The organism is Modestobacter excelsi, from assembly GCF_005930495.1.
GTDB classification, from domain to species: Bacteria; Actinomycetota; Actinomycetes; order Mycobacteriales; family Geodermatophilaceae; genus Modestobacter; species Modestobacter excelsi.
In genome coordinates this window covers 1-18,451 of the sequence record NZ_SJEX01000066.1, presented here as the reverse complement: position 1 = coordinate 18,451, position 18,451 = coordinate 1, and the positions used below count along the sequence as shown (strand labels likewise).

The window sequence follows — 18,451 nt, the reverse complement described above, 5'->3', positions numbered from 1 at the left end:
CGTCGGAGCAGTCAGCATGTGGATTTGCGCACCCGTGACCCCGTGCTCACCGGGCGTTCGCTTGTGGGTCAGTGACCGAGTGATTCCTTTAGGGTGTGGAGCAGGTCCTGCGCGGCGTCGGCGATGACGGTGCCGGGCGGGAAGACGGCGACCGCGCCCATCTCCTTCAGCGTCGGGACGTCGTCGGGCGGGATGACCCCGCCGACCACGATCAGGACGTCGTCGGCACCGAGCTCGGCCAGCGCGTCGCGCAGCGCGCGGGCACCAGGGTCAGGTGCCCGGCGGCGGGGGAGGAGACGCCGACGACGTGCACGTCGGCCTCCACAGCTTGGCGGGCGACCTCTTCGGGGGTCTGGAACGGCGGCCCGACGTCGACGTCGAAGCCCAGGTCGGCGAAGGCGGTGGCGATGACCTTCTGGCCGCGGTCGTGGCCGTCCTGGCCCGTCTTCGCCACCAGGATCCGCGGCCGGCGTCCCTCCGCCTCGGCGAACTCGGCCGCGATCGCCCGGGTCTCGGCCACCGCGCCGTCCTTGCCGGCCTCGTCGCGGTAGACCCCCGAGATGGTGCGCACCTGCCCCGAGTGCCGGCCGTAGACCTCCTCGAGTGCGTCGGAGATCTCCCCCACCGTGGCCTTCGCCCGGGCCGCGTCGACGGCCAGCTTGAGCAGGTTGGACCCCAGGTCGTTGCCCCGGCGCCCCTCGGCCGCGGCCCGCGCGGCGTCGGTGAGCCGGCGCAGCGACTCCGCCACCGCCGCGCCGTCCCGGGAGGCGCGCAGCTCGGCCAGCTTGGCCTTCTGCTGGGCCAGCACGTCGGCGTTGTCGACCTTGAGCACCTCGACCGCCTCGTCGGCGTCGACCCGGTACTTGTTGATCCCGATCACCGGCTGCCGCCCGGAGTCGATCCGCGCACCGCGCCCTCGCCGAGCACCAGCCACAGTGAGGAGACGCCGTTCTCCAGGTCCGCCGCGATCGCCTCCCGGGTCAGCGCCACGTCGGGGTCGGCGTGCCGCTGCCGCACGTCCCAACCGGCCGCGGTCACCCCCGCCCGCCGGCCCGCGAGCCGCGGACGAACGGCGGCAGCCCCGGCACCCCGGCGAGCGCCGGCAGGTCACCGGCGTCCTCCGCCGTGTATAGCGGCCCGACCGACACCCCGGTGGCCACCGGCACTCGCAGCGCGTCCTCCACCGGGTCGGGCAGCTCCTCCCGTCCGGCCTTGCACAGCACCCCGGCCACCAGGTCCCGCCACTGCGCCCGACCCGCCGCAGGGAACTCCCCGGCGAGCTGGAGCCCCTCAGGGGCCTCCGGCTCGGCCGGCGGCGGGCTGCCGTGATCGAGACTCATTCGCCGTCCTTGATGGTGCAGAGGACGGCGCCGCTGGTGACGCTGGCGCCGACCTCGGCGGTCAGGCCGGACACGGTGCCGGCCTTGTGCGCGGTGATCGGCTGTTCCATCTTCATCGCCTCGAGCACGACGACCAGGTCGCCGGCGGCGACGGTGGCGCCGTCGGCGACGGCGACCTTCACGATGGTGCCCTGCATGGGCGCGGTGAGGGAGTCGCCCGAGGCGGCCGTGCTCTTGTGCCCCCCGGCGCGCTTGCGGGGCTTGGCCCCGTTGCCCGCCGGGGCCGGCCCGCCGGCGGCGAGCCCGGCGGGCAGGGACACCTCCAGCCGGCGTCCGCCGACCTCGACCACCACGGTCTGCCGGGGCTCGGCGTCCTCGGACTCGGCCGCGGGGCCGTAGGGCGGGACCTGGTTGTCCCACTCGGTCTCGATCCAGCGGGTGTGCACGCTGAACGGCTCGGAGGTGAACGCGGGGTCGGCGACCACGGCACGGTGGAACGGGACCACCGTGGGCATGCCCTCCACGACGAGTTCGGCCAGCGCCCGGCGGGCCCGCTGCAGCGCCTCGGTGCGGGTGGCGCCGGTGACGATCAGCTTGGCCAGCATCGAGTCGAACGCCCCGGCGACCTCACCGCCGGTCTCGACCCCGGAGTCCCAGCGCACGCCGGGGCCCTGGGGGATCTCCAGCCGGGTGACCGGGCCGGGGGCGGGCATGAAGTTGCGGCCGGCGTCCTCGGCGTTGATCCGGAACTCGATGCTGTGCCCGCGGGGGGTCGGGTCCTCGGTGATCTCCAGCGGCAGGCCCTGCGCGATCCGGAACTGCTGGCGCACCAGGTCGATGCCGGAGGTCTCCTCGCTGACCGGGTGCTCGACCTGCAGCCGGGTGTTGACCTCCAGGAAGGAGATCGACCCGTCGGCCCCCACCAGGTACTCCACGGTGCCCGCACCCACGTACCCGGCCTCGGCGCAGATCGCCTTGGCCGAGGAGTGGATCCGTTCCCGCTGCTCGTCGGTGAGGAACGGTGCCGGAGCCTCCTCCACGAGCTTCTGGTTGCGCCGCTGCAGCGAGCAGTCGCGGGTGCCCACCACGATCACGGTGCCGTGCGTGTCGGCGAGCACCTGGGCCTCGACGTGGCGGGGCTTGTCCAGGAACCGCTCGACGAAGCATTCGCCGCGGCCGAAGGCCGACACCGCCTCGCGGACGGCGGAGTCGAACAGCTCGGGGATCTCCTCCATGGTGCGGGCGACCTTCAGCCCACGCCCGCCGCCGCCGAACGCGGCCTTGATCGCCACCGGTAGCCCGTGCTCGGAGGCGAAGGCGACGACCTCGTCGGCCCCGCCGACCGGGTCGGTGGTGCCGGGCACCAGCGGGGCGCCGGCCCGGGTGGCGATGTGCCGGGCGGCGACCTTGTCACCCAGGTCGAGGATCGCCTGCGGGGGCGGGCCGATCCAGGTCAACCCGGCGTCGAGCACGGCCCGGGCGAACTCGGCGTTCTCGCTCAAGAACCCGTAGCCGGGGTGCACCGCGTCGGCGCCGGAGGCGCGCGCGGCGTCGATGACCTTGTCGATGACCAGGTAGGAGTCACCGGGCGTGGTGCCACCCAGGGCGAAGGCCTCATCGGCGACGCGGACGTGCAGCGCGTCCCGGTCGGTTTCGGCGTAGACGGCGACGCTGGTCAGCCCGGCGTCCCGGCAGGCGCGGGCCACCCGGACCGCGATCTCACCGCGGTTGGCGATCAGGACCTTCTGCACGTGCGGGCTCCTTCTGTGGAGGTTGTCTCGGGTGGTGTCAGTGCCTCGCGGCGGCCAGCCAGCCACCGGGGCCGTGGCGCAGCGGTGTTCGGACGGCCTCGGTGCGGGAGGCCCACGCGCCGACTGGGGTGGGCCGGCGGCGGGGACGCTGCTGCTGGGCCAGGGCGGCGACGACGACGGTGAGCGCGGCGAGTTCCTCGGGCGTGGGCTGGCCGCGGACGACCCGCAGCAGCGGTGCCGGGGTCCCCTCGATCTCTTCGGCCGTCACAGGGGGATGTTCCCGTGCTTCTTGGGCGGCAGCGTCTGGCGCTTGTTGGCCAGCAGCCGCAGCGCCCGGACGACGTGAATGCGGGTGTGCGACGGGGGGATGACCGCGTCGACGTAGCCGCGGTCGGCGGCGAGGTAGGGGTTGGCCAGGGTGTCCTCGTACTCGCCGATCAGCTCCGCACGCAGGGCCTCGGGGTCCTCGGCGGCGGCCAGTTCCTTGCGGTACAGGATCCCCACCGCCCCCTGCGCGCCGATGACGGCGATCTGCGCGGTCGGCCAGGCCAGGTTCACGTCCGCGCCGAGGTGCTTGGAGCCCATCACGTCGTAGGCGCCGCCGTAGGCCTTGCGGGTGATCACGGTGATCAGCGGGACGGTCGCCTCGGCGTAGGCGTAGATCAGCTTCGCGCCGCGGCGGATGATCCCGTTCCACTCCTGCTCGGTGCCGGGCAGGAAGCCGGGGACGTCGACGAAGGTCAGCACCGGGATGTTGAAGGCGTCGCAGGTGCGCACGAAGCGGGCGGCCTTCTCACTCGCGTCGATGTCCAGCGTGCCGGCGAACTGGGTGGGCTGGTTGGCCACCACGCCGACCGGGCGGCCCTCCACCCGGCCGAAGCCGACCACGATGTTGGCGCCCCACAGCGCCTGCACCTCGAGGAACTCACCGTCGTCGAGCACGTGCTCGATCACGGTGTGCATGTCGTAGGGGGTGTTGGGGGAGTCCGGGATGAAGGTGTCCAGCTCGCGGTCTTCCTCGGTGACCGCGTCGGGCAGCGCGATGTCGACCGGCGCGGCCTCGATGACCGGCAGCGGGTCGAGGTTGTTGGACGGCAGGTAGGACAACAGCGCCTTGACGTAGTCGATGGCGTCGGCCTCGTCGGCGGCCAGGTGGTGGGCGACCCCGGACTTGGTGTTGTGGGTGCGCGCCCCGCCGAGCTCTTCGAGCGTGACGTCCTCACCGGTGACGGTCTTGACCACGTCGGGGCCGGTGATGAACATCTGGCTGGTCTGGTCGACCATCACGATGAAGTCGGTCAGCGCGGGGGAGTAGACGTGCCCGCCGGCCGCCGCGCCCATCACCAGCGAGATCTGCGGGATGACCCCGGAGGCGTGCACGTTGCGGCGGAAGATCTCCGCGTACAGGCCCAGGGAGACCACGCCCTCCTGGATCCGCGCGCCACCGCCCTCGTTGATGCCGATGATCGGGGAGCCGGTGCGCATCGCCAGGTCCAGCACCTTGACGATCTTCTCGCCGTAGACCTCACCGAGGCTGCCGCCGAACACCGTCACGTCCTGGGAGAACACGCAGACCGGGCGGCCGTCGACCGTGCCGTGCCCGGTGACCACACCGTCGCCGAAGGGCCGGTTGGCGTCCATGCCGAAGTTGGCCGACCGGTGCCGGGCGAACTCGTCCAGCTCGGTGAACGAGCCCGGGTCCAGCAGCGCCTCGATCCGCTCCCGGGCCGTCATCTTCCCCGCGGCGTGCTGCTTGTCCACCGCCCGCGCCGACCCGGCGTGGGTAGCCTCCTCCACGCGGCGCTCGAAGTCGGCCAGCTTCCCGGCCGTCGTGTGCAGATCGGTGTCGGCGGGGACATGGTCACCCGCGCCCTCCAGTTCGGCGGCACTCATGAGATCGCGCTTGAGCGGTGGGCCTGGCAAGCCGATGGTGAGATGGTCCTGAACCCCAGTGTCACGCAATGAGACTAAGTGTCATCAGGCAGGATGTCCATCACTGGAGTAGAGGGGAGCCATGGCAGCCGGCCGAGACGAGATCGTGCAAGCGGCCTTCCGCTTGTTCGCCATGCGCGGCTATGACGCCACGGCGGTCGACGACATCGCATCCGAAGCAGGTATCAGCCGCAGCACCTTCTTTCGTTCCTTCGGTTCCAAGGAAGCCGTCGTCTTTCCCGATCACGACACCATCCTGAGCCGGGTGGAGGCGCGTCTGAGCACGTCCCACGCAGACTCGGCGCTCGGCGCGGTCACTGACGCGGTGAAGCTGGTGCTCTTCCACTACATCGCCGAAGGTGAGCGTGCGCGGGAGCGTTATCGCCTCACGTCCACCGTGCCTGCGCTGCGCGAACGCGAGTTGGTGAGTGGGGCCAGGTACCAGCAGCTGTTCCGCCGCCACCTCAGTGCGTTGGGAGATGGCTCGAACGACTCCGAGCTGAGAGCCGAAGTGACGGCGGCCGCTGTAGTCGCGGCGCACAACCGCGTGCTCCGACGGTGGCTGCGCGGCGAGAGTGCCAGTCCGCAGCGAGAGATCGAGGCGGCTCTGGCAACGGTGCATCAAACCTTCGTCAGCACGACCGAGAGCGGTCCGCCGGCCGTCATCGTGGTTCCGCACGGCGTGTCGATGGAGCACATTGAGACGGTCCTCCGGCGAGCCGTCGAGGGTTCGGTCGACTGACTTGAACGACCGCGCCAGCCGTCGTCCCTCGGACGACATCTGCGTGGTGCCAACCGGAGACGCTCTTGCGGTTGACCTTCACGCGCCCAGCGCCAAGGAGTCGGTTCCGGTCCTCATCACGCTGACCGAAGGTCAGCAGCGATCCGGTGAGCTGCGGCGCCGCTCGAAGGTGATCAATGAACTGGAGCAGTGCAGGACGGCGCCTGCGTACAGCAACCGGTACAGCAACGCGGCCCGGACGACGCCGTACCGGGGCGGACTGCGGCGCACCGATCAACCGTCTGGCCAGCGCAAAGAGGACTTAGGTGGACGGCAGTGCACCCCGCGCAGGTGGCTGGGGGTCAAGGGTCGCATGCGCGCGTCCCGCTCGGTCTTGTCAGCGATTAAGTCCTTCGGACGCCTATGACGGATGAGCTTGCTGCCGCTGTGGCGGTGACTCCTCCGGGCGGAGGATGCATGACCCGAACTACTGGTAGTGGCGCGACAGGGGACTCGAACGGCCAACGCCAGGATCGCGCGGTCATCGCGCGCATCGCGGCCGCCGAACGGTGGGCTCGCACCGCCGATCGAAGTGCAGCGACTGAGCCCGCTCGACGAGGGCTGCGCGCGAGGTTCGAGCGTGAGGCCGACCCCCAAGGCGTCCTGGACGCAGCTGAGCGCACGCGCCGGGCGGACGCGCTCATGACCGCACACATGCTCCGGTTGGCGCGGGCGTCGGCGCAGGCCCGTCGTTCCGGGCGTCGCTCCTGAGACCTACAGCCGGTCGCCGAGGCTGAGGCGGCGGTGTGCCTCGTGCGCGCGCTCCACCGCGGTGGAGGCGGCATACCGGCTGAGCATGTCGTCGCTGCGCCAGCCGGCCAGCATCATCAGGTCCCGCTCCTGCCCGCCGCCGGCCAGCCAGCGGTGGGCGAACGTGTGCCGGAACCGATGCGGGTGCACGCCTTCCAGCCCGGCCTGGGCGCTGCGGACGTTGAGCACCTCCCGGGCGCCGTCGACGGTCATCGGCCCGCGCAGTCCGAGCAGTAGTCGAGGTGAGCTCTCATGCGCGTGCAGAGCTCGCACACGGAGGTAGCGGTCGATGGCCTGACCGGTCTTGGCGCCGAACGGCACGACACGCGGTCGCGAGCCTTTCCCCATGACATAGGCGAGCTCACGCTCCAAGTCGATGTCGGTGAGGTTGAGGCCGCACAGTTCCGACACCCGGATGCCGGTGTCCAGCAGCAGCCGCAGCACCACTTCATCGCGACGTCCGAAGAAGATCGGGCGAGCGAACACCCCCGGACGGCCCCGGCCGACCGCGCACGTCTTCAGCAGCGCGGTGATCTCCGCGTCGGTCAGGATGGGCACCGGCTTGTCCGGCGGGGTGGCGATCTCGATGCCGTCGGTCGGCGCCTTGTCGACTTCGCCTTCGGTGACCAGCCAGCGGCAGAACCGCCGCATCCCACGCAGCCGGGTGGCCACGGTCGAGGCCTCGCAGTTCTCGGCCAGCTCGGCCAGCCAGGCGCTGATCGCGTGCCGGGTCAGCTCGTCCAGCGTCGCCGGCCGGTCGTGCGCGACGAGCCAGTTGCTGAAGTACCGGACGCTCTGGCTGTACAGCTCGATGGTGCGCGGGGCCTTGCTGGCGGCGCGCAGGTGCCGACGGAATGACGAAAGCAGGTCCTCGAGCCGCACCGGCATTCCGGGAGGTTATCCGGCGAGCGAGCGATGTGCTACCCCTCGCGACATCGCATCATGTGGCATTCTCGCTGGTAGGACGCTTGGCGCGGCTCGGTTGGACCCGCATGGGCTCGCCGGGCATCTTCGGGTAGTCCGGGGGATAGGGCATCTCGCCCAGCCCGAGGTCGCGCTCCTGCTTGTCGGCCATCTCGATCAGCGGCTCGATGCCGAAGGCGTGGTCGGCCAGCCCGGCGTGCTTGTCGCCGACGGCGGCGAACCGGGCCGGCATGGTGAGGACGTCGAAGTCGAACGGCGAGACCTCGGGCAGCTCGTCCCAGTCCAGCGGGGCGCTCACCGGAGCGTGCGACTTCGCCCGGATGGAGTAGGCGCTGGCGATCGTCCGGTCCCGGGCCATCTGGTTGTAGTCGATGAAGATTTTCTCGCCGCGCTCCTCCTTCCACCAGTTCATCGTCACGCGCTCGGGGATCCGCCGTTCCAGCTCGCGGCCGAAGGCGATCACCGCCCGGCGCACCTCGGGGAAGGTCCACCGCGGCTGGATCGGCACGTACACGTGCACGCCGCGGCCGCCGGAGGTCTTCGGCCAGCCCTCCATGCCGAATTCGTGCAGCAGCTCGCGCACGTGCGGGGCCACCCACACGGCGTCGGAGAAGTCGGTGCCCGGCTGCGGGTCGAGGTCGATGCGGATCTGGTCGGGGGACTCCACGTCGGTCTTCGACACCGGCCACGGGTGGAAGGTCAGCGTGCCCAGGTTGGCGCACCAGGCGACGACGGCGACCGAGTCCGGTGCGATCTCGTCGGCGGTCCGGCCGCTGGGGAAGGTGATGTGCGCCGTCGGCACCCACTCGGGCGCGTTCTTCGGCACCCGCTTCTGGTAGAACGCATCGCCGGTGTTGTCCATCCGGGTGGAGAGCCGGGCGCCTTCGAAGACGCCACCGGGCCACCGTTCCAGCGTCGTCGGCCGGTCGCGCAACGCGAACAGGATGCCCTCGCCGACCGAGACGAAGTAGTTGACGACGTCGATCTTGCGGATGCCCTTGTCGCCGAAGTACGGCTTCTCCGGGCTGCTGACCCGCACCTCGTGCCCGCCGACGTCCAGGATCACGGCGTCCTTGCTGCTGGCCACGAGGGGCTCCGTTCTCTCCGGTGGGCGGGGCGTGCCCGGGGGGAGCAGTCTGCCCCGCCGTCGGCCGCCGCGGCAGCACCTCCACCCTCAGGGGGTGAGCAGCTCCTGCAGGTGCCGGGCCATCGGCCAGGCCCCGTCCGTGGTGTTGGACAGCACGGTGTGGGTCACGCCGGCCGCCCGGTCGTGGACGGTCCGGAACGAGACGCCGGCATCAGCGCCCTCCAGGACGACCGCCTCGCTGCTCCGGTGCAGCCAGAAGCCCAGGCCGTAGCTCATGGACTCGGCGGGGACGTCGCTGCGCGGCCGCACCATGTCCGCCACCCGCTCCACCGGCACGATCCGGCCCGCGTCCAGGGCCGACCACAGCGAGTGGACGTCGGCCGCCGTCGTGTACACCCCGCCGTCCCCGCTGCCGCGGACCGGCAGGTGCAGGACGTTGGTCCGCAGGCCCTCGCCGTCCAGGTAGCCCAGGGCCGTGCGGCCCGTGGGCTCGTCCGAGCGGAGGAACTCGGTGTCGGCCATGCCGGCGGGGTCGCACACGCGCGACCGGACCAGGTCGGCGAACGGGGCACCCTCCACCCGCTCGGCGATCAGCGCGAGGACGACGAACCCGCTGTTGTTGTACGCGAACCGTTCGCCGGGCGGGAACGCCTGCCGGTAGCCGTCCAGGACGGCGAGGTAGTCCTCGGTCGTGACCAGCCGGTGCACGGGCACCGGCAGCACGTAGGCCGTCGCTGACGGCATGGCGTCCTCGTCGACGTAGTCGCCGATCCCTGACCGGTGGGCCAGCAGGTGCTCGACCGTCACCCGGTCGTCGATGAGCGGCAGGTCCTCGCCGAGCACCTCGCGCGCGCGGGTGCCGAGCGCCAGCCGGCCCTCCTCGACCAGGCTCGCCACGGTCAGGGCGGTGAGGCCCTTCGTGCCGCTCGCGACGGCGAACCGGGTGTCGACCGTGGTGGGCAGGGCCCAGCCGCGGTGCGCCAGTCCGTACGCCTGAGCCAGCTCGACCCGGCCGCCGCGGTCGACCCGGACCACCCCGGAGAACCCGGTCTCCGCCGCCAGCCGGTCGATGGAGCCCTCGAGGTCCGCCATCCGGCCGACCCTAGGACGCGGTCAGGCCGGGCAGGTCAGTCCGTCCTGCGGGACGACGAGGTCGATCAGGTAGGCGTCGACGGCCGCGGTCACGCAGGCGGTCTTGGGGTAGGCGGTGTGCCCGGAGCCCTGCCAGGTGAGGAGCACCCCGCTCGCCAGGTCCGCGGCCATGTCCGCGGCGCCGACCACCGGGGTCACCGGGTCGCCCTGCGTGCCGATGACCACGATGGGCGCACTGCCCGCGGCGTCCCGGGCCGGCAGCGGGGTGCGCGGGGCGTCCCAGGCCGAGCAGGTGTACAGCCCCAGCGCGGCGTCCGCGCCGAACAGCGGGTACCGGGTGCCCCAGTCGGTGACCAGCGCGCCCACCTGCTCCCGGGTGAACTCCTCGTCGGTGTCCGCGCAGGTCACCGCCACGTTGGCGTCGACGACGTTGGTGTACGTGCCGTCGTCGTTCCGGCCGGTGTAGGTGTCGGCGAGGGTGAGGACGCCGGCGGCGTCGCCGTTGCGGGCGTTCGCCAGCGACTGGGTCAGCTGGGGCCAGGCGCTGGGCTGGTACAGCGCCGACCGGACGGCCTCCAGGACGAGTCCGGGCGTGGCCTGCCGGGTCTCGCCCGGGCGGCTGCTGGGGATCGGGGCGGCCGCGGCCTGGTTGAGCAGGTCGGTGACGAACAGCCGTGGGTCGAAGCCCAGCGGACAGCCGCTGACCAGGGAGGTGCAGTTGGCGGCGAAGGCGTCGAACGCGGCCTCGAAGGCCTGCGCCTGCGCCTCGGCGGACTGCTGCTGCCCCATGTCGGGGTCGACGGCGCCATCGAGGACCATCGCCCGCACCCGGTCGGGGAACAGCTCGGCGTAGGTCGAGCCGAGCGTCGTCCCGTACGAGTAGCCCAGGTAGGTCAGCTGCTCGTCGCCGAGGGACTGGCGGACCAGGTCCATGTCCCGGGCGGAGTCCACGGTGTCGAAGGCGCCGAGCGCGTCCCCGTACTTCTCCGCGCAGGCGTCCGCCACGGCGTCCACCCGGCCGAACGCGGTGGCCAGCGAGGCGGCGTCGGTGGCACGGGGGTCTGCGGCGGACAGCTCGTCCTTCTGCTGGTCGCTGATGCACTCGACCGCGGGGTCGGAGAGCCCCACGCCGCGGGGGTCGACGCCGACGACGTCGAACCGGCCGAGGACGTCGGTCGGCAACGTCAGCGCGGACTGGATCGCCGCATCGGTGGCCGACTGCCCCGGGCCGCCGGGGTTGACCACCAGAGAGCCGATCCGGTTCACCTGTCCGGCCAGCGTGGCCTTCACCAGGAACAGCTGCAGGGTGCCGCCGGTCGGGTCCTCGTAGCTGACCGGGACCGTCGTCGTGCCGCACTGGAACGCCAGGTCACGGTCGGCACCGGGGCGCCCGGCGATGATCGGGTCGATCTGGCTGCTGCAGTCCTGCCACTCGATCGGCTTGGCCGCGGCTGCCTCCGCGGAGCTCGCGGCCGCCGCGGACGAACTGGCGGCGGCCGTCTCCGCGTCGTCCCCGGACGACGTGCAGCCCGCCAGCGTGAGGGCGAGCGCGAGGAGGGTTCCGCCGGTGGCGGTCAGGCGGCGGTGCGCGGTCATGATCAACCAGAGTAGGAGCCCGCCGCGGATGCGGCAGCGCGCGGGACCGTGAGGAACCGCTCAGCGGGATCCGGGAACCCCCTTCGGCCCCGCGCGTCAGCCGCCCAGCACCTCGGCGAGGTCGTACTTCACGGGCACTTCGAGCTGGTCGTACGTGCACGACCGGGCGTCCCGATCGGTCCGCCAGCGCTGGAACTGGCCGGTGTGCCGCAGCCGGCTGCCCTCCAGCTGGTCGTACTTGACCTCCACCACGAGTTCGGGGCGCAGCGGCACCCAGGACAGGTCCTTGCCGGCGTTCCAGCGGCTGGTGGCGCCGGGCATCCGGTGCTCGCCATCGGCTGTACGGTCCCGCTCTTGGGCCTCAGCGTTGGCCCAGTCCTGCCACGGGTGCCCGTCGAGCGCCTCGGCCCGGTAGGGGGCGAGCTCCTCGACCAGCTCGGCCCGGCGCGCCATGGGGAAGGAGGCGGCGACGCCGATGTGCTGCAGGCTCCCGGCGTCGTCGTAGAGCCCGAGCAGCAGCGAGCCGACGACGGGGCCGCTCTTGTGCCAGCGGAACCCGGCGACGACGCAGTCCGCTGTCCGCACGTGCTTGACCTTGGTCATCAGCCGCTGGTCGGGGGCGTAGACCTGGTCGCCGCGCTTGGCGATGACGCCGTCGAGGCCTGCGCCCTCGAACTCCTCGAACCAGCGCTGCCCGACCTCGGCGTCCTCCGTGACGGTGCTGACGTAGACCGGCGCCTGCACGCCGGCCAGCGCCTCGCGCAGCCGGGACTGCCGCTCGGCGTAGGGCGTCTCCAGCAGCGACTCGTCGCCCAGCGCGAGCAGGTCGAAGGCGACGAAGGACGCCGGGGTCTCGGTGGCCAGCTTGGTCACCCGCGAGGCGGCCGGGTGGATGCGCTGCAGCAGCGACTCGAAGTCCAGCCGGTCACCGCGGGGGACGACGATCTCCCCGTCGATGACGCACCGTTCCGGCAGCTGGGCCTTGACCGCCTCGACGACGTCGGGGAAGTAACGCGTCAGCGGGCGCTCGTTGCGGCTGCCCAGCTCCACCTCGTCGCCGTCCCGGAAGACGATGCAGCGGAACCCGTCCCACTTGGGCTCGTAGAACCAGCCCTCTCCGGTGGGCAGCTTCGCCGCGGGCTTGGCGAGCATCGGCTTGACCGGGGGCATCACGGGCAGGTCCATGGCGGTCAGTCAAGCAGTTCGGCTCGCTGCTGTGCCGGAAGGCCGCAGCGGGTTCACAACGCCATCAGCCCAGCTCGGGTGGGGCGGAAGCCGCAGGTGTCGAGGTAGAAGGGCGTCAGCTCGTCGCTGAAGTCCACGTGCAGCCAGTCGCACCCTGCCGCGCGGGCGCCGTCCCGGGCGGCGTCGACGAGCCGGCGTCCGACGCCCTGATGCCGGCTGGCCGCCGCGACCATCACGTCCTGCAGCCAGGCGTGCACCTCGCCGTCCCAGACCACGTTGACGAAGCCGACCAGGTCCTCGCCGCTCCGGGCAGTGACCCAGCCGAGGCTGTGCGCAGCCACCTGGTCGCGCCAGTTCCACTCGGTGTCGCCGAACACGCGGGTGCCGAAGGCCTCCGCGTGCAGCAGGTTGGCCTCGCTGCTGGTGAACGGCCCACGCCACCTGATCTCCACGCCGCGCAGGGTAGGGACGCCGCGCGCGCCGCAGCCAGCGACTTCCGCGGAGGACCAGAAGGGCGGTGGGTCGTCGGCGGGCGGGGTGGCTCGGGTGCTGCCGCGGGCGGGGTGGTCGCATGCCCGGTGGCCTCGTGGTGCGGGTGACGCCGGACGGGGTGGTGACCTGGAGGACGCCGTCGGGGGTCATGGTGAACCGCCAGCCCGGCGCGAAGGTCTTCAGCCGGTGGTGGGAGCGGCACAGGCAGCACAGGTTGGCGCAGTCGGTCGCCCCGCCGCACGCGGCGCTGACGACATGGTTGAGGTCGGCCCAGCCGACGCGTTGGCCGCAGTTGGGGAACCGGCAGCGCCGGTCGCGGGTGCTGACGAACGCCCGTTGCCGGCCGGTGGGGGTGTAGGCGTCGGTCTGCGGTGGCCGCCGGGTCACCGGGCAGGCGCAGTCGGTGTCGGGGTGGACGGGGCAGCCGCGGCGGGCCAGCCGATCCAGTTCGGCGGGGGTGAGGTGGCCAGCAGCTCCCCGTCCGGGCCGGTGATCGCAAACCTCAGCGATCCGCCCTCGGGGGCGGTCAGGCCGAGGGCGCCGACCCGGGCCGCGCAGCGACACGGTGCTCTCACCCAGGTCCACCAGCACGTCGACCGTCGCTGCCATGGGTCGAACACACGTACGGGGTACGACAGTTCCGCGATGAGTTCCGACGGCGCGTCGGGTCCTCCCTGCACCACCGCATCGCCGTCCCTGCCAGGAGGACCCATGACCACCACTGCTGCCACCGCCGTCACCGCCGGGACGCTGGGCGTGCCGGGAGCGCGGCTGCACTACGAGGTGCGGGGCAGCGGTCCTCTGGTCGTGCTGGTCGGCGCTCCGATGGGGGCCGACGCCTTCGCACCGCTGGCCGGCCTGCTGGCCGAGGACCACACCGTGCTCACCACCGACCCACGCGGTGTCGGCCGCAGCCCGGTCGACGACCCGGAGCAGGACTCGACCCCGGAACTCCGCGCCGACGACCTCTCCCGGCTGATCGGCCACCTCGGCGCCGGACCGGCCGTGGCCCTGGGGTCCAGCGGCGGCGCGGTGACCGTGCTGGCCCTGGCCCAGTCGCACCCCGAGCAGGTCATCACCGTCGTCGCCCACGAGCCGCCGCTGTCGGAGCTGGTCGACGACCGCGACCGGCTGCGGGCAGGCACCGAGCGGATCATGGCGACCTACCTCGCGGAGGGGTCGGCCGCGGCCTGGCGGGAGTTCATGGCCGTCGGCGACATCGTCGTCCCCGAGGACGACGCCCACACCGCCCCGCCGCCGGAGGCCGAGCGCGACGCCCAGGCGGTCGCCGACGAACGGCACTTCTTCCTCCACGAGCTCCGGGGCACGACGAGGTGGCAGCCCGACCTCGCGGTGCTGCGTGCTGTGCCGACCCGCGTGGTGGTCGGGATCGGCGAGGCGTCGGCCGGTGAGCTCTGCGACCGCACCTCCCGGGCGCTGGCGGCCCGCCTCGGCCTCGAGCCGACGATGTTCCCCGGTTCGCACGTGGGCTTCCTCGAGGACCCGGCCGCCTTCGCGACCCGGTTCCGCGACGTCGTGGGCTGACGGTTCAGCCCACGGCGTCCTTGAGGTCCGCCGCGATCTGCAGCAGGAGCTCGGGGGTCGGCACGCCGATCCCGTTCACGGCGAAGCGGGTGACGACACCGGCTCCCCGCTCGGCCAGCCGCGCCGCCACGGCCGACGGTTCCGCGACGACGGCGAAGGTGTGCAGCACCTCGTCGTCGACGAGTTCGCCCATGGCCGTCCAGCGGTCGGCGGCCCGGGTCCGGGACAGCCGGTTCAGCTCGTCGCCGAGGTCGGCCCAGCCGTGCAGGTCCAGGACCGGGCGGTAGGCCGGGGTCGAGCCGTAGAAGGCCAGCTGCTGGCGGACCGCGCGGGCGGAGGCGGCGAGCTCCTCCTCGGTGCGGCCGGTGACGAGGAAGGTGGCGTCGACGACCTGCGGCGTGGAGGAGCCGGTGCGCCGCTCGGCGCCGCGCGCCAGCGCGGGCACGCTCACCTCACGCAGGTAGCGCTCGGTGGTGAACGGGTGGACGAGCAGCCCGTCGGCGACCGCCCCCGCCGTCTCGGTCATCCTCGGACCGACGCCGGCGACGAGGACCTCCGGGTCGGGGAAGAGGGTCGGCGGGGTGAACATCGGCGTCATCAGGGTGTGCCGGTAGAAGTCGCCGCGGAAGTCCAGCTGCTCGCCGGTCGCCCAGGCCGCCCAGATGGCCCGCATGGCGGAGACGAACTCCGCCATCCGCGCGGCCGGGGAGCTCCAGGGCATCGAGAACCGCCGCTCGATGTGCGGCCTGATCTGGCTGCCGAGCCCGAGCACCAGCCGCCCGCGGCTGTAGTCCTGCAGGGCGCGGGCCTGGACCGCCAGCGTCATCGGCGAGCGCGCGAACGCGACCAGGATGTTCGTCCCGAGGCCGATCCGGGAGGTCGCCCCGGCGGCGACGGTGAGCTGCAGCATCGGGTCGGAGGTGAGCTCGGCGGCGGTGACGCCGTCGAGACCGGCGTCCTCGACCGACCGTGCGGCCTCGGCCACCCCGGCCAGCGCACCCCCGGGGACGTCGAGGGGCAGGACCACCGTGGCTGGCGTCATGGGCGGACCGTAGCGCCACCCGACCTCAGCGCCAGGCGAAGACCGGCTGCTCCAGGTGGGCCACCCGGGTGGGGATCCCATGGCAGGCCACCTGGCAGAACTGGTGCACGATCGCGGCGGTCGGCGCGTGCACGAGACCGCCGAGCAGCGGCAGCTGGACCACCGGTGCGTCGGACTCCGGGATGGTGACGAAGCGCGGCGGGACATCGAGGTCGACCAGCGGGACCTGGTGGATGGCGGCGACCTCGGCCTCCGCCGGGGTCAGCTCGCCGGGCGGCCCCGCCCAGCACACCACCGGGGTGATCACGTAACCCGAGCGGGTCACGTAGTCGTCCAGCAGGCCGAGGACGGCGTCCGGGCCGAGGACCAGACCGACCTCCTCCCGCAGCTCGCGCAGCGCTCCGTCGACCGCCGACTCCCCGGGCTCGATGCGGCCACCGGGCAGCGCCCACTGGCCGGCATGGGCCCGGAGCCCCGCCGCGCGGCGGGTGACCAGCAGGCACTCCTGTGCGTCGTCCTCAGTGACGCAGACCGCCACGCCGGCGTGCCGGAGGTCGGGCCGGTCCACCGCCCGTCGGGCGAAGCCGGCGACGCGTGCAGCGGCGACGTCACGCCCGAGGTCCGCCGGCCGGCTCACCGCGGCAGGGCGTACCGGGTGAGGAGGACGTCGTCCTCGGCGAGCACCTGGAGCAGCTCGGCCCGGGCGGGGCCGGGCAGTGCGCTTGCCAGCAGTCCCGGCCCGCCGCCGACCAGCAGCGGGGCGATGGTCAGGTCCAGCTCGTCGACGACCCCGGCGGCCAGCGCCGCCCGGAACAGCGCCGACCCGCCCTCGCACAGCACCTGCTCGACCCCGCGGTCGGCGAGCGCGGTGAGGGCAGTGGGCAGGTCCACCTCGTCGTCCCCGCAGACCAGCACGTCCACCCCGGCGGCGGCCAGGGCCGTGCGCCGGTCGGGATCGGCGGCCGCGCAGGTCACCAGCACCGTCGGTGTGACGGCGCCGGTGACCAGCTGGTCGACGGGGGACAGCGACGCTCGCCGGGACACGACGACGACGGGGGCGACGGCGGGCCGGCCGAGCCGGGCGCGGAGCAGCCCGACCGCCGAGTCCGCGGTGATCGGCCGGTACCCCTCCGCCGCCGCTGTGCCGGCCCCCACCAGCACGGCGTCGGCCAGGGCGCGCAGCACGCGGAACACCCGCCGGTCGCCGTCCGAGCCGAGCCCGCCGCTGCGCCCCTCGACGCTGATCGCGCCGTCGAGCGCAGCCACGAAGTTGACCCGGAGGTGCCGGCCGGCCGGCACCCGGTAGGCGTCGGCCAGCCCGGGGTCGTCGAGCACCCCGGCGTCCGCGCCGTCCGGCGGGGGGAGCAGCTGCCGCACGGTCAGCGGGTGGAGAGGACCACGGCCGTCTCGGCCGGCACCGTCACCTGCGAGCCGTCGAGCTCCGGCAGCTCCCCGCTGGTGAACAGGACGTCGTGGACCGGCACGTCCAGGTCGACCTCGCGGGCGGAGTCGGACAGGTTGGCCACGACCCGGAGCGAACCACGGTGGACGACGAGCCAGCGGTCGGCGTCGTCCCAGCTGCACGCCATCGCGGTGAGGTCGGGGTCGACCAGGTCGGGGTGGGCGTGCCGCAGCGCGATGAGCGCCCGGTGCACCGCGAGCAGGTGGGCGTGCGGTTCCTCGGCCAGCTCGGACCAGTCCAGCTTGGAGCGGGTGAAGGTCTCCGGGTCCTGCGGGTCGGGGACGACGGCGGCGTCCCACCCGTGCTCGGCGAACTCACCGATCCGGCCCTCTGCGGTCGCCCTGCCCAGCTCCGGCTCCGGGTGGCTGGTGAAGAACTGCCACGGCGTGGAGGCGCCCCACTCCTCGCCCATGAAGAGCATCGGCGTGAACGGGCTGGTGAGCACCAGCGTCGCGCCGACGCCCAGCAGGCCGGGGGAGAGGGTGGCCGAGATCCGGTCACCGACGGCGCGGTTGCCGATCTGGTCGTGGTCCTGCAGGTAGCCCAGGAACTTCCAGCCGGGCAGCGAGGTGGTGTCGACCGGCCGGCCGTGGTGCCGCCGGCGGAAGCTCGACCAGTCCCCGGCGTGGAAGTAGGCCCCGGTGAGCACCTTGGCGAGCCCGCCCAGGCCGCCGGCGGCGAAGTCGGCGTAGTAGCCCTGGGCCTCGCCGGTCAGCTGGGTGTGCAGCGAGTGGTGGAAGTCGTCGCTCCACTGCGCGTCCAGGCCCTTGCCGCCGGCCACCCGCGGGGTGACCATGCTCGGGTCGTTGAGGTCGCTCTCGGCGATCAGCGTCAGCGGGCGGCCCTCGGCGACCGAGAGCTTCTCCACCTCCGCGGCCATCTCCTCGAGCACGTGGGTGGCCCGCTCGTCGACCAGCGCGTGCACGGCGTCCAGCCGCAGCCCGTCGACGTGCATGTCCCGCAGCCACATCAGCGCGTTGTCGATGATGTAGCGGCGGACCTCGTCGGAGTCCGGCCCGGACAGGTTGATCGAGTTGCCCCAGGTGTTCGCCCCGCCCTCGGCGAAGACCGGGAAGAACTCCGGCAGGTAGTTCCCCGACGGGCCCAGGTGGTTGTAGACGACGTCCTGGATGACCCCGAGGCCGCGCTGGTGGCAGGCGTCCACGAAGCGCTGGTAGGCGGCCGGGCCGCCGTAGGTCTCCTGGACGGCGTACCAGGCGACGCCGTCGTAGCCCCAGTTGTGGGTGCCGTTGAACGCGTTGACCGGCAGCAGTTCGACGAAGTCGACGCCGAGGTCGACCAGGTGGTCGAGGTTGCGGGCGGCGGCGTCGAGCGTGCCCTCCGTGGTGAAGGTGCCCAGGTGCAGCTCGTAGACGACGCCGCCGGCCAGCGGTCGGCCGGTCCAGGCACGGTCGCCCCACGTGTGGGCGGTGGGGTCGAAGCGGCGGGACAGGCCGTGCACGCCGTCGGGC

The 18,451-nt window shown here is 72.8% G+C and carries 20 protein-coding genes; 2 read left to right on the top strand and 18 right to left on the bottom strand.

The genetic code is table 11. From position 1 onward, the window contains the following. Nucleotides 1-68: 68 nt before the first annotated feature. From FHL80_RS26785 to FHL80_RS18685, 7 genes are read right to left on the bottom strand one after another with little or no spacing between them, the layout of a single operon-like run. Nucleotides 69-209 carry a hypothetical protein gene (locus tag FHL80_RS26785; RefSeq protein ID WP_281283542.1) on the bottom strand — a complete coding sequence of 47 codons (141 nt, stop codon included), beginning with the start codon at nucleotides 207-209 and terminating at the stop codon, nucleotides 69-71. A gap of 2 nt (nucleotides 210-211) precedes the next feature. Next, nucleotides 212-880 (bottom strand): methylmalonyl-CoA mutase family protein, encoded by a 669-nt coding sequence (locus FHL80_RS18705; protein WP_281283541.1) that lies wholly within the window; start codon nucleotides 878-880, stop codon nucleotides 212-214. Beyond that, complete coding sequence (locus tag FHL80_RS26380; RefSeq protein ID WP_246078789.1) at nucleotides 877-1,038, bottom strand: hypothetical protein; 162 nt, start codon at nucleotides 1,036-1,038, stop codon at nucleotides 877-879. The genes FHL80_RS18705 and FHL80_RS26380 overlap by 4 nt, the downstream gene beginning before the upstream one ends. Continuing rightward, a complete protein-coding gene (locus FHL80_RS18700) occupies nucleotides 1,035-1,340 on the bottom strand; it encodes a hypothetical protein (protein WP_246078788.1) in 306 nt (101 codons plus the stop codon). Before FHL80_RS18700 ends, FHL80_RS26380 begins: the two co-directional genes overlap by 4 nt. Then, on the bottom strand, nucleotides 1,337-3,091 hold the full coding sequence (locus FHL80_RS18695) for an acetyl/propionyl/methylcrotonyl-CoA carboxylase subunit alpha (RefSeq protein WP_138734873.1): 1,755 nt from the start codon (nucleotides 3,089-3,091) through the stop codon (nucleotides 1,337-1,339). Before FHL80_RS18695 ends, FHL80_RS18700 begins: the two co-directional genes overlap by 4 nt. Nucleotides 3,092-3,128: 37 nt before the next feature. Next, a complete protein-coding gene (locus FHL80_RS18690) occupies nucleotides 3,129-3,359 on the bottom strand; it encodes an acyl-CoA carboxylase subunit epsilon (RefSeq protein WP_246078787.1) in 231 nt (76 codons plus the stop codon). Then, the gene (locus FHL80_RS18685) at nucleotides 3,356-4,984 is read right to left on the bottom strand and encodes an acyl-CoA carboxylase subunit beta (RefSeq protein ID WP_138734872.1); all 1,629 of its coding nucleotides are present in this window, start codon (nucleotides 4,982-4,984) and stop codon (nucleotides 3,356-3,358) included. Before FHL80_RS18685 ends, FHL80_RS18690 begins: the two co-directional genes overlap by 4 nt. Before the next feature lie 121 nt (nucleotides 4,985-5,105). Between FHL80_RS18685 and FHL80_RS18680 the strand changes: the two genes are divergently transcribed. Beyond that, on the top strand, nucleotides 5,106-5,765 hold the full coding sequence (locus FHL80_RS18680; protein WP_138734871.1) for a TetR/AcrR family transcriptional regulator: 660 nt from the start codon (nucleotides 5,106-5,108) through the stop codon (nucleotides 5,763-5,765). 132 nt (nucleotides 5,766-5,897) lie between these two features. Here FHL80_RS18680 and FHL80_RS25695 read toward each other — a convergent pair whose 3' ends face one another. The 7 genes from FHL80_RS25695 to FHL80_RS18645 all read right to left on the bottom strand — a co-directional run bounded on the left by FHL80_RS25695 (nucleotide 5,898) and on the right by FHL80_RS18645 (nucleotide 12,890). Continuing rightward, on the bottom strand, nucleotides 5,898-6,035 hold the full coding sequence (locus tag FHL80_RS25695) for a hypothetical protein (protein ID WP_216870866.1): 138 nt from the start codon (nucleotides 6,033-6,035) through the stop codon (nucleotides 5,898-5,900). A 483-nt stretch (nucleotides 6,036-6,518) separates the two neighbouring features. Then, nucleotides 6,519-7,442 (bottom strand): tyrosine-type recombinase/integrase, encoded by a 924-nt coding sequence (locus FHL80_RS18670; RefSeq protein WP_138734870.1) that lies wholly within the window; start codon nucleotides 7,440-7,442, stop codon nucleotides 6,519-6,521. A gap of 52 nt (nucleotides 7,443-7,494) precedes the next feature. Continuing rightward, on the bottom strand, nucleotides 7,495-8,565 hold the full coding sequence (locus FHL80_RS18665) for a DNA polymerase domain-containing protein (RefSeq protein ID WP_138734869.1): 1,071 nt from the start codon (nucleotides 8,563-8,565) through the stop codon (nucleotides 7,495-7,497). Nucleotides 8,566-8,652: 87 nt separating this feature from the next. Then, nucleotides 8,653-9,657, bottom strand: a complete 1,005-nt coding sequence (locus tag FHL80_RS18660) for a serine hydrolase domain-containing protein (RefSeq protein ID WP_138734868.1) — start codon at nucleotides 9,655-9,657, stop codon at nucleotides 8,653-8,655. A 21-nt stretch (nucleotides 9,658-9,678) separates the two neighbouring features. Further along, nucleotides 9,679-11,253, bottom strand: coding sequence for an alpha/beta hydrolase (locus tag FHL80_RS18655; protein ID WP_138734867.1), 1,575 nt, complete (start codon nucleotides 11,251-11,253; stop codon nucleotides 9,679-9,681). A 96-nt stretch (nucleotides 11,254-11,349) separates the two neighbouring features. Beyond that, nucleotides 11,350-12,438, bottom strand: coding sequence for an ATP-dependent DNA ligase (locus FHL80_RS18650; protein WP_138734866.1), 1,089 nt, complete (start codon nucleotides 12,436-12,438; stop codon nucleotides 11,350-11,352). A 53-nt stretch (nucleotides 12,439-12,491) separates the two neighbouring features. Then, nucleotides 12,492-12,890 (bottom strand): GNAT family N-acetyltransferase, encoded by a 399-nt coding sequence (locus tag FHL80_RS18645; RefSeq protein ID WP_138734885.1) that lies wholly within the window; start codon nucleotides 12,888-12,890, stop codon nucleotides 12,492-12,494. 751 nt (nucleotides 12,891-13,641) lie between these two features. Here FHL80_RS18645 and FHL80_RS18635 point away from each other — a divergent pair. Continuing rightward, entirely contained in the window at nucleotides 13,642-14,475 is an 834-nt protein-coding gene (locus tag FHL80_RS18635) for an alpha/beta fold hydrolase (RefSeq protein WP_138734865.1), read from the top strand. Nucleotides 14,476-14,479: 4 nt separating this feature from the next. Here FHL80_RS18635 and FHL80_RS18630 read toward each other — a convergent pair whose 3' ends face one another. The 4 genes from FHL80_RS18630 to treZ all read right to left on the bottom strand — a co-directional run. Beyond that, on the bottom strand, nucleotides 14,480-15,517 hold the full coding sequence (locus FHL80_RS18630) for a TIGR03617 family F420-dependent LLM class oxidoreductase (RefSeq protein WP_138734864.1): 1,038 nt from the start codon (nucleotides 15,515-15,517) through the stop codon (nucleotides 14,480-14,482). Nucleotides 15,518-15,542: 25 nt separating this feature from the next. Next, nucleotides 15,543-16,154, bottom strand: coding sequence for an NUDIX hydrolase (locus FHL80_RS18625; RefSeq protein WP_138734863.1), 612 nt, complete (start codon nucleotides 16,152-16,154; stop codon nucleotides 15,543-15,545). Continuing rightward, nucleotides 16,151-16,894, bottom strand: a complete 744-nt coding sequence (locus FHL80_RS18620; RefSeq protein WP_138734862.1) for a dihydrofolate reductase family protein — start codon at nucleotides 16,892-16,894, stop codon at nucleotides 16,151-16,153. The genes FHL80_RS18625 and FHL80_RS18620 overlap by 4 nt, the downstream gene beginning before the upstream one ends. A gap of 2 nt (nucleotides 16,895-16,896) precedes the next feature. Then, nucleotides 16,897-18,451: malto-oligosyltrehalose trehalohydrolase (gene treZ, locus FHL80_RS18615; RefSeq protein WP_138734861.1), on the bottom strand; the 1,555-nt coding region annotated here is incomplete at its 5' end.